This window comes from Hydrogenimonas sp. (assembly GCF_029933015.1).
GTDB lineage: Bacteria > Campylobacterota > Campylobacteria > Campylobacterales > Hydrogenimonadaceae > Hydrogenimonas.
Window position 1 is genome coordinate 17,661 of record NZ_JAOZOZ010000005.1, and the last position, 9,741, is coordinate 27,401.

The 9,741-nt window shown below is 55.4% G+C and carries 13 protein-coding genes; 11 read left to right on the plus strand and 2 right to left on the minus strand.

Annotated elements, in window-relative coordinates; all coding sequences use genetic code 11:
- The first annotated feature begins 19 nt into the window (after positions 1-19).
- From Q1K23_RS00955 to mrdA, 10 genes are read left to right on the plus strand one after another with little or no spacing between them, the layout of a single operon-like run.
- A complete protein-coding gene (locus Q1K23_RS00955; RefSeq protein ID WP_300361244.1) occupies positions 20-1,231 on the plus strand; it encodes a lytic transglycosylase domain-containing protein in 1,212 nt (403 codons plus the stop codon).
- A complete protein-coding gene (locus tag Q1K23_RS00960) occupies positions 1,215-2,009 on the plus strand; it encodes a septal ring lytic transglycosylase RlpA family protein (protein WP_300361247.1) in 795 nt (264 codons plus the stop codon). Before Q1K23_RS00955 ends, Q1K23_RS00960 begins: the two co-directional genes overlap by 17 nt.
- Before the next feature lie 7 nt (positions 2,010-2,016).
- Positions 2,017-2,586, plus strand: coding sequence for an imidazoleglycerol-phosphate dehydratase HisB (gene hisB, locus Q1K23_RS00965; RefSeq protein WP_300361274.1), 570 nt, complete (start codon positions 2,017-2,019; stop codon positions 2,584-2,586).
- Positions 2,583-3,077, plus strand: coding sequence for an HAD-IIIA family hydrolase (locus Q1K23_RS00970; RefSeq protein WP_300361250.1), 495 nt, complete (start codon positions 2,583-2,585; stop codon positions 3,075-3,077). Before hisB ends, Q1K23_RS00970 begins: the two co-directional genes overlap by 4 nt.
- Positions 3,068-3,595, plus strand: coding sequence for an LPS export ABC transporter periplasmic protein LptC (gene lptC / locus Q1K23_RS00975; protein ID WP_300361252.1), 528 nt, complete (start codon positions 3,068-3,070; stop codon positions 3,593-3,595). Before Q1K23_RS00970 ends, lptC begins: the two co-directional genes overlap by 10 nt.
- Before the next feature lies 1 nt (position 3,596).
- Positions 3,597-4,082 carry a lipopolysaccharide transport periplasmic protein LptA gene (gene lptA / locus Q1K23_RS00980; protein ID WP_300361254.1) on the plus strand — a complete coding sequence of 162 codons (486 nt, stop codon included), beginning with the start codon at positions 3,597-3,599 and terminating at the stop codon, positions 4,080-4,082.
- Complete coding sequence (gene yihA, locus Q1K23_RS00985; protein ID WP_300361257.1) at positions 4,063-4,680, plus strand: ribosome biogenesis GTP-binding protein YihA/YsxC; 618 nt, start codon at positions 4,063-4,065, stop codon at positions 4,678-4,680. Before lptA ends, yihA begins: the two co-directional genes overlap by 20 nt.
- 35 nt (positions 4,681-4,715) lie before the next feature.
- Positions 4,716-5,138, plus strand: a complete 423-nt coding sequence (locus tag Q1K23_RS00990; protein WP_300361277.1) for an N-acetyltransferase — start codon at positions 4,716-4,718, stop codon at positions 5,136-5,138.
- Positions 5,087-5,560, plus strand: a complete 474-nt coding sequence (locus Q1K23_RS00995) for a hypothetical protein (protein WP_300361260.1) — start codon at positions 5,087-5,089, stop codon at positions 5,558-5,560. The genes Q1K23_RS00990 and Q1K23_RS00995 overlap by 52 nt, the downstream gene beginning before the upstream one ends.
- On the plus strand, positions 5,557-7,365 hold the full coding sequence (gene mrdA / locus Q1K23_RS01000; protein WP_300361262.1) for a penicillin-binding protein 2: 1,809 nt from the start codon (positions 5,557-5,559) through the stop codon (positions 7,363-7,365). Before Q1K23_RS00995 ends, mrdA begins: the two co-directional genes overlap by 4 nt.
- Positions 7,366-7,419: 54 nt before the next feature.
- Here the strand turns inward: mrdA and Q1K23_RS01005 are convergent, their stop codons facing one another.
- Positions 7,420-8,355, minus strand: coding sequence for a calcium/sodium antiporter (locus Q1K23_RS01005; RefSeq protein WP_300361265.1), 936 nt, complete (start codon positions 8,353-8,355; stop codon positions 7,420-7,422).
- A 3-nt stretch (positions 8,356-8,358) separates the two neighbouring features.
- The gene (gene ybeY / locus Q1K23_RS01010) at positions 8,359-8,787 is read right to left on the minus strand and encodes an rRNA maturation RNase YbeY (RefSeq protein WP_300361268.1); all 429 of its coding nucleotides are present in this window, start codon (positions 8,785-8,787) and stop codon (positions 8,359-8,361) included.
- 110 nt (positions 8,788-8,897) lie between these two features.
- Here ybeY and queC point away from each other — a divergent pair, with 110 nt between their 5' ends.
- Positions 8,898-9,569 carry a 7-cyano-7-deazaguanine synthase QueC gene (gene queC / locus Q1K23_RS01015; protein WP_300361270.1) on the plus strand — a complete coding sequence of 224 codons (672 nt, stop codon included), beginning with the start codon at positions 8,898-8,900 and terminating at the stop codon, positions 9,567-9,569.
- Positions 9,570-9,741: the final 172 nt, after the last annotated feature.

Here is a 9,741-nt window from a genome sequence, read left to right on the forward strand (position 1 = left end):
ACAATTTTCGGGGGTCTTCGTGAAAAAAGTCGTATCGTTTCTTCTTTTGACCGTCGGTCTGCTGCACGCTTCGTTGAGTACCATCGAAGAGCCGCACTACAATGACGAAACCAAAGTGCTCGAGACGCTCGACATCGACGCCTCCTTTCTCTACGATCCGATCTTCCGCCAGCTCAAAAACGACATGAACTCCCGCAAACGCAACCATTTTCTGCAGATGCTCAAAAGAGGCCGGATCTACATTCCGACACTGCAGAAGATGATCGACGAGAGCGGCATTCCCCAGGTTTTTCTCTATATGGCGATGGCGGAGTCTCACTTCGACGCCCACGCCCTCTCCCGGGCCAAGGCGGCGGGACTGTGGCAGTTCATCCCCCAGACCGCGAAACTCTACGGCCTCAAGATCGACCGTTACATCGACGAACGCAGGGATCCGGTGCGCTCCACGGAGGCGGCGATCAGATATCTCAAGGATCTCCACAACCGTTTCGGAAAGTGGTATCTCGCGGCATTCGCGTACAACTGCGGGGAGGGGCGGGTACTCCGTGCCATCAAAAAAGCGGGCAGTGACGATCTGCATGTATTGATGGACGAAAAGAGGCGCTATCTTCCCAGAGAGAGCCGAAACTACCTCCGAAAGATCGTCTCTCTCGCACTCGTCGCCAACAACGCAGAGCTCTGCTTCACCGAAGCCGAACTGAATCTTTTCAAGTACAAGGACGGTGATAGGCTGGTACGGGTCAAAGTCAGCGGCGGTGAGACGCTGGAGCATATCGCTTCGCAGATCGGCATGCGAAGCGCCGACCTCAAAACCCTCAATCCGCAGTTCAACTACGGTTTCACGCCGCCTGTCGAAGGTGCCTGCATCAACATCCCCCACAACAGACTCGCCGCCTTCAAAAAGGCCTACAGACCCGGAAAGCAGAAAAACATGTTTTTGGTCCATACCGTCAAAAAAGGGGAGAATCTCAGCAAGATCGCCCACCGTTACGGCATCTCCTACAGGATGATCCTCTCGTTCAACCATATGAAAAACTCGATCATACGTCCCAGGCAGGAGCTGATCATTCCGATTCCGAGGGGATCGCTGCACCACTATCGGGTGAAAAAAGGAGATTCGATCTACAAAATTGCCAAACGTTTCGGCGTAGAAGTGGCGACGATCAAAGCCCGCAACGACCTCAAAGACAACATCATCCACATAGGTGACAAACTTGTTATCCCGAACTGACATAATCAAATCGGCGATCTTTCTCGGTATAGGTGCCGGTCTCTTTCTGGGCGGCTGCAGTTCCCGTGGTACGCTGGGCTATCCCGTCGTGCACACGCCATCCAAACCCAGATCCTCCCAGGCGATCCACAGGGCGACGCTGCGTCCCTATACGATCAACGGCAAGACCTACCATCCCACGGTCGTGTCGGTAGGATGGAGGCAGGAGGGGATCGCCAGCTGGTACGGCCCCAATTTTCACGGCGGAAAGACCTCCAACGGCGAGATCTACAACATGTACGAGATGACGGCGGCCCACAAGACGCTCCCGATGAATACGATGGTGCGTGTCACCAACAGGCGCAACGGCAGATCGGTCGTCGTCCGTATCAACGACAGAGGTCCCTTCGTCAAAGGACGCATCGTCGATCTCTCCTACATCGCCGCCAAAAAGCTGGGCATCGACAAAACAGGGACAGCTCCTGTGGAACTGACGGTGCTGGGATTCGACAACATCATCGCCTCGATGGCAAAACGGACCGGTCATGCGGTCCGCAAGCAGGTGGTGCTCAGCGGTTTCGGTGTACAGGTCGGTGCTTTCAAACGGTACAGAGGCGCCGAGATCTATCGGGACCGGTACGACAATTTCGAGGGGCGCTATCATGCGAAAATCAGGAAGTTCATCGTCGACGGCGAGCCGCTCTACCGGGTGTGGCTGCTGGGCTTCAAGAGCGAAGAGGAAGCGAGAGATTTCATCAAAGCCTGGAACATTCCGGGTGCATTCATCATAAGGGGGTAACGTGAAGATAGAGAAACTGCGCCAGACGAAAGAGACGAAGATCCGTCTGCGCCTCGATGTCGAAGGTAACGGAAAATCGGAGATCTCCACCGGGGTGGGGTTTTTCGACCATATGCTCGAGAGTTTCGCCAAGCACGCGCAGTTCGATCTGACGGTCGAATGCGAGGGCGATATACACGTGGACGATCACCATACGGTCGAGGATGTTGGCATCGTGCTGGGACAGGCGCTGAGCGAGGCGATCTATCCCATCGAAAACGTCGAACGTTTCGGCAACAGTGTCGTCGTCATGGACGAAGCGGCCGTCGAGTGCGCTCTGGATCTGAGCAACCGTCCCTATCTCGTCTACGAGATCGATGTCACGGGCAAGGTGGGACGGTTCGATGTGGAGCTGGCCGAAGAGTTTTTCAAAGCCTTCGCCTTCAACAGCGGCCTGACGCTCCATCTCGTTCTTCAGCGGGGCAAAAACCGCCATCACATCATCGAAGCGGCTTTCAAGGCGTGTGCCGTGGCGCTGAGACGCGCACTGGCCCCCAACGCCAAAGCGGGTGTTCCCAGCACGAAGGGTGTTCTGTGATCCGACTGATCGTACTCGACGTCGATGGCTGCATGACCGACGGCAAGATCGTCTATACGGCCAACGGAGACGAACTGAAGGCTTTCAACGTCAAAGACGGTTTCGCCATCGTCAACTGGATACGTCTGGGACGGGAGGCCGCCATCATCACCGGCCGGCAGTCGAAGATCGTCGAGCGTCGGGCGAAAGAGCTTGGGATCCGACACTTCTACCAGCACGTCAAGGACAAACTGGCGATGCTTACGGAGCTCTGCGAGGAGCTGAAGATAGGTCTCAACGAAGTGGCGGTGATCGGAGACGATCTCAACGACTACCGGATGCTCAAAGCGTGCGGCATCTCCTTCGTTCCTGCCGACGCGGCGCACCATGTAGCCGCCATAGCCGACGTGGTACTGAGCAAAAACGGCGGTGACGGGGCGGTCCGAGAGATGATCGAGCTTCTGATCAGGCAGGAGGGACTGGAAGAGGAGTATCTGGCACTTTGGATCTGAACATCAGACACTTCATTTTTCTGCTCTTCGTACTCGCCTTTTCGGCGATATTCTTTCTCGAGCCCTATCACGTTTCACCGGTGGTTAAAAGAGGCATTCCCCAGGTCGCTTTCATCGATTTCGAAAGTTACGAAATCGAAAAGGACGGTGTCACGAGCCATCTGAAAGGGAAACGGGCCGAAAAGTTTCCCCGGATATTGCGCGTCGAAAGGGCACAGCTGGTCCATCTGGCCCCCCGGGGCGAGGAGTCGGTCCGTGCGGACGAGGCGATCTTCTTTCTCCAGGAGCGGATCGAACTGAAAAACAATGTCCATCTGGCCAAAAGCGACGGGTGGCGGCTCGATACCGACAGGCTCTATTACATCATAGGGAAAAAGCTCTATACGACGCGGGGATCGGATTTTACCATCACCTACGGAAAAAGTGTCGTCCATGGCAAAAATCTCTACTATTATCAAAAAAGTGGTAAAATCAGGGCCGAATCGATCGATGCGAAAATAGCGGAAGAGGATATGTGAATTGAAAAAATTTCTATGGTTTTTTCTGACGGCGGGAATCGTCTTCGCCGCGTCGGAACAGGTCGAAATCCTTTCGGACCGGTTCGAAGCGGACGATGTGACCCATATCGCGAAATTTCTCGGCCATGTCCGGATGAAAAAGGGTGCCGACGAGCTCAACGCCTCGAAAGTGGTGGTCTATTTCGACGAAAAACGCAAGCCGATCCGCTACGAGGCGATCGGGAACGCCTCCTTCGTGATCCACATGAAAGAGAAGGGCCAGTACTATACCGGCAAAGCGAACAGACTGGTCTACAGGCCAAAAACGCAGCTTTACGAACTCTACGGCAAGGTGGTTCTGAAAGAGCCGAAACTTAAAAGGACCGTGACGGGCGAGAAAGTGATCGTCGAAAAACTGAGCGGGCGGGCCAGTGTCGAAGGGAGCGGCGGCAGACCGGTCAAATTCATTTTCAGAGTGGAGGAACGCGATGGCGGCGAGAATCGTTGACGCCTCCTTCATCACCAGTGCCAGCCGTATCGAGGAGGCGCCGCCCGAAGGGATCGGAGAGGTGGTCTTTCTGGGACGAAGCAACGTGGGGAAGAGTTCGCTTCTGAACTCTCTGACCCATCGGAAAAATCTGGCCAAAAGCTCCTCGACGCCCGGCAAGACCCGGCTGATCAACTATTTCGAAACGGTCTACAAGGACGACGATACCCAGGAGAAGTACCGACTCCATTTCGTGGACCTGCCGGGTTTTGGGTACGCGAAAGTCTCCAAAAGCATGAAACACGAATGGCAGAGAAGCCTCAACGAATTCATCAAAAACCGCAGGACGATCCGTCTTTTCGTCCACCTGCGCGATGCCAGACACCCCCACGAGCCGATCGACGACGACGTCAGGGCCTATATCGAAAAATTCATAGGCCCCGACCAGTGCTATATCGAAGTCTTCACCAAGTCGGACAAGCTGAAGCAAAAAGAGATCGGGCAGATCCTTCGTGAACATCCGGGTGCGATCCTGATCTCAAATCTGAAAAAGCGTGGCATCGAAAAACTCGAACAGCTCATTTTCGATATCGTCATCAAGGGAGCGCCGTGTCCGTAATCTATGAAAAGCCCATCCTCACCGATATACCGGAGATGCAGGCCATCGTCAGAAAAGAGGTGGAGGAGGGCATCATTCTGCCCCGCTCCGACGACGAGCTGGCGACGAACATCCGCTCCTACATCCTGGCCAAAGAGGGAGCGACGGGAGAGATCATCGGCTATGTGGCGCTCCATATCCATTCGATGCGGCTGGGAGAGATACGCAGCCTCATCGTCAAAGAGGGACACCGGCACAGGAGGATCGGTACCCATCTCGTGGAAAAAGCGGTGGAGGAGGGGAGGTCGCTGCGGCTTGCGGAGGTGCTGGCGCTCACCTACATGGGCACCTTTTTCGAGCGGCTCGGTTTCGAAGAGATTCCCAAGGAGACGATCCCCGAACACAAGATCTGGGCGGATTGCATCAAATGCAAACATTTTCCCGTGTGCAACGAAATATCTCTGATCAAACGACTCTGACGACACTGCTGTCGCTGCTGGGGCTGCTGCTGCTCTATCCCTCGATGGCTGCGGTCTATCCTCTGCTGCCTCCGCTGCTGGGGATCGTCTACGTGAAGTGGCGTGAAGCCTTCTATCGTCAGGACTATCTGCGATTGGTGGTGTGGATGACCTACGCCGTCATCGTCGAATCGGTCTGGAGCCTTCCCCTTTACGGGGTCTGGACGGTGATGCTGGTGACCTTTACCGTCTTCGATCCGAAAATCACCTATCTGCTGCGTACGCCCGGATCGATCAATGTCGTCAGCGTCGTCGTGTTCGATCTGCTCTATCTTCTTTTTCTTTACGGATACGGCCATCTGACACATACGAAAGTGATTGAGACGGATCTGATCCTGCTCTACTATTTTCTCGTGGATATCGTCGGAGTGATACTGTTTTGAAGATCAAACTTCTGCTTACCTTTTTCGTCGTGGTCTGGGCGGTTCTGCTCATGCGGATCTACCAGCTGACGATCAAGTCGAACACCTACTACGAGACACTGGCGAAGCAGAATATCGTCAAAAAAGAGTGGATACTGCCCGTCAGGGGAGAGATCCTCGATCGGCACGGCAAGCCGCTGGCCATCAACAAGATCGGTTTCAAGATCCTCGTGGATGCCCATCTGAGTCCGAAAAGGCGGATGCCGGAGCTGAAAAAAGCGCTGAACGACATCAAAAGGGATTTCCCAGATATCAATACGACGAAACTGATCAGACGCTATCGGCGTATCGACTCTCCCTATCGGCACGATCCGATCGTCATCATCAAATTTCTTCCCTACGAGCGGGTCCTTCCACACTATACCGAGCTATCGAGAAAACCGCACATCACCATCGAGCCGACGACCAAGCGCTACTATCCCTACGGGGATATGACGGCCCATGTCATCGGATACGTCGGCAAGGCGAACGAGAGGGAGATGGCCCGCGACGAGATGGTCAAGCTGACGATGATCGCGGGAAAGAGCGGTCTGGAGAAGTACTACAACAGATTTCTAGAAGGTGAACCGGGATACAAGAAGGTGAAAGTGAGCGCCTTCAACGAACAGATCGAAGTGCTGGAGACGGTTCCGCCCAAAGAGGATACGGACATCACCCTCCATCTGGATATGGAGCTTCAGGCTTTCATATCGGAGATGTTCCGCCAGGAGAAGAAGACGGGTGCGGTCATCGTCATGCGCACCGACGGCGCCATCATCAGCGCAGGGAGCTATCCCGCCTACGATCCCAACGAATTCGTCAGCGGCATCAGCCGGGCAGAATGGAAACGGATCATCGAAAACCTGAACCACCCCTTCACCAACAAACTGATTCACGGCCTCTATCCTCCCGGGTCGGTCATCAAACCGGGTGTGGCCCTGGCACTCGTCGATTCGAAGAAGGTCTCCCCCTACACGACATTCTACTGCAACGGTGCCATCGAGCTGGGAAAGAGCGTCAAACACAAGTTCCGGTGCTGGAAGACCACGGGACACGAACAGACCGACATGATCAAGGGGATAAGGGAGAGCTGCGACGTCTACTTCTACAAAGGGAGTCTGCTCACGGGTATCAACAAGATCGCCGAAGAGCTCAGGAAGATGGGGCTCGGGAGAAAGACCGGCATCGACCTGCCCAACGAATTCATCGGCGTCGTGCCCGACAAGATGTGGAAAATGAACAAATATGGCCAGCCCTGGTACATGGGTGAGACACTCAACGCCGCCATCGGCCAGGGTTACATGCTCGTGACGCCGATGCAGATCGCCCGGTATACGGCCCTGCTGGCGACGGGAAAACTCCCCAGACCCTATCTCGCCGCTTCGCTCGCCGGCAGAAGAGTGAAACCCGAAAAGGAAGATGTCCTGACTCTGCGGGAGAAGAGAGCGCTTCCGATCATACGCCGCGCCATGTACGAAGTGTGCAATCACCCCAAGGGGACCGCCTACTGGGCGCTGAAAGGGACCAAAATCAAGATCGCCGGAAAGACGGGTACGGCACAGGTGATCGGCATACCCCAGGAGGAGAAGAAGCGGATGAAAGAGGATGAGCTGGCCTATTACCACCGCTCACACGCCTGGCTCACCACCTACGGCCCCTACAGACATCCGCAGTACGTCGTGACGATTCTCGTCGAGCACGGGGGACACGGCGGCTCGGCCGCAGGGCCGATGGTCAAGAAGATCTATAACTGGCTTGTGGAGCACAGGTATATCAAAACCCGATAGAGGGTTCGAACGGGTGCTTCAAATCATGCTGACCGAGGCCCGCATCCTCGACAATCAAAACTGCAAGGCGTGCTGCAGGAAGATCGCCATGACGATCAGAAGCATGACGCCGGCGGCTTTGGCGTAGAGTTTGTTGGCCGTGATGAAGACGAGCATGATCGTGACGCCGATCATCAGGAAGATGTCGAAGGAGCTGGCGGCGAGATCGATCGTCAGAGGCCGGGTCATGGCCGCCGATCCGAGGACGACGGAGGTGTTGGCCATGTTGGAGCCGATGATGTTGCCGATGCTCATGTCGGCTTTTCCTTTTCTGGCCGCCTGGATGCTGACCACCAGTTCGGGAAGGCTGGTGCCGAAAGCGATCAGCAACAGACCGATGAGCCATTCGCTGACGCCGAAGTTTCTGGCGATGTTGCCGGCGCTCTCGATCGTGTAGTCGGCCCCCACGACGACGAGCAGGAAGCCGACGGCCAGAAGTCCCAGAGATCTGGGCCAGCCGAAGGGCTCTTTCTTCAGCTCTTCGTCGATCTCTCCGATCTGCTGCTCCTGGCTGTTGGACTGGATCAGGAAGAGGAGGTAGGCGCCCATCATCGCGAAAAGCAGGAATCCGTCGATACGGGAGAGGGTACCGTCGAGGATCATCAGCGGAAAGATGATGACGGGAAAGAGCAGCCACGCGCTGTCTTTGAAAAAGAGATCCCGGTCCGGGGTGATCCTGGAAGCGACGAGAAAGACGAGACCCAACACCAAAGAGATGTTCATGATGTTCGAGCCCAGTACGTTGGCCACGGCCATGTCGCTCTGTCCTTTGAGGCTCGCGGCGATACTGGCCGCCATCTCAGGGAGGCTGGTGCCCAGCGCGACCAGTGTCGCACCGATGATGAATTCGCTGATGTCGTAGTGCAGGGCGATCCGTTCCGACTCTCTGATGATGAAATCGGCCCCCCAGATCAGTGCGCCCATGCTGACGATAAAGACGATGAAATCCATGGACTACGGCTCTTTCGTTTCGTTTCTGACGATGAGACTCTCGGGCAGGCCGAAACGGCGGATGATCTCCTCCTCTTTCTTGCGCATCTGGCCACTGTCGGTTTCGTGATCGTAACCGAGCAGATGCAGTAGGCCGTGGATGAAGAGGAGGGCGATCTCGTCGTCGAGGGAATTGTGGTATTCGCTCGCCTTGTTTTTCGCGTATTCGACGCTGATGACGATCTCACCCAGCGGTGCGAAGGGAACTTTTTCGAGGGGAAAACTCAATACGTCCGTCGGTGCGTCGACACCCCGGTGCTCGCGGTTCATTTCGCGTATCGTCGCGTTGTCGGTGAAGATGAGCTCGATGTCGCGGTCGGTCAGTTCCGATGCGATCGTTTCGAGCAGATTGACGTTGGGCCGGTAGTCCGTTTCGTTGTTTATCTCTATCATGGTGGTGATTTTATCCAAAAACGTCTGAAAAGGTCTTGGCTCTTTTGGAGATTGAAAGTCTATTCTGTGTAAAATCCGAAAAGTCTATTATCACGGAATACGGAGCGGGAATGAAAAAAGCGGTGGTGATTTTGAGCGGGGGTATGGATTCGACGACGGCGGCCTATATCGCGAAGGCGGAGGGTTACGAAATCGTCGCACTCCATTTCGACTACCGGCAGCGTACCCAGGAGAGGGAGCGCAGGGCCTTCGAAGCGATCTGCGAAGCGCTGCCGGCTTCGGAGAAATATGTCATCGATCTCCCCTTTTTCGAGCAGATCGGCGCTTCGGCATTGACGGACAGAAGTATCGAAGTGCCCACCGGAGGAATCGAAGAGGGGGTGCCGGTCACCTACGTGCCCTTTCGAAACGGGATCTTCCTGAGTATCGCCGCGGCGGTCGCCGAAAAGGAGGGGGCCGAAGCGCTCTTCATCGGTGTCGTGGAGGAAGACAGCAGCGGATATCCCGACTGCCGCGAAACTTTCATCGAAGCGATGCAAAGGGCGATCAATCTGGGAACGAAAGAGGAGACGCATATCGAAATCAGGATGCCCCTGGTACATCTGAAAAAGGAGGATATCGTCAAAAAAGCCCTGGAATACAACGTCCCGCTGGAGCTGACATGGAGCTGCTACCAGAACGAGGAGGAGGCGTGCGGCGTCTGCGACAGCTGCCGTCTGCGGCTCAAAGGCTTCGAAAAGGCGGGCATCGAGGACAGAATCCCCTACAAAAAAGAGCGCTGATGCCCGCCGAAGAAGCCGATCTGAGTCCAGAAAACATCGAAAGGCTCCACCGGAAAATCCAGTCGCAACAAGACGACATCTATGCGTTCCTGATGCGGGAGTACCCAGACATCGCGGTGGAGGAGCGCCTGAAATATCTGGCCACGATCCTCAACGACTTTTTCGATGACTA

Excerpts from the sequence above, each read along its gene's own strand:
- yihA (WP_300361257.1), top strand. The coding sequence starts at position 4,063 with ATGGCGGCGAGAATCGTTGACGCCTCCTTCATCACCAGTGCCAGCCGT.
- Q1K23_RS00990 (WP_300361277.1), top strand. The coding sequence starts at position 4,716 with ATGCAGGCCATCGTCAGAAAAGAGGTGGAGGAGGGCATCATTCTGCCC.
- Q1K23_RS00995 (WP_300361260.1), top strand. The coding sequence starts at position 5,087 with ATGCAAACATTTTCCCGTGTGCAACGAAATATCTCTGATCAAACGACT.
- Q1K23_RS01005 (WP_300361265.1), bottom strand. The coding sequence starts at position 8,355 with ATGGATTTCATCGTCTTTATCGTCAGCATGGGCGCACTGATCTGGGGG.
- ybeY (WP_300361268.1), bottom strand. The coding sequence starts at position 8,787 with ATGATAGAGATAAACAACGAAACGGACTACCGGCCCAACGTCAATCTG.
- queC (WP_300361270.1), top strand. The coding sequence starts at position 8,898 with ATGAAAAAAGCGGTGGTGATTTTGAGCGGGGGTATGGATTCGACGACG.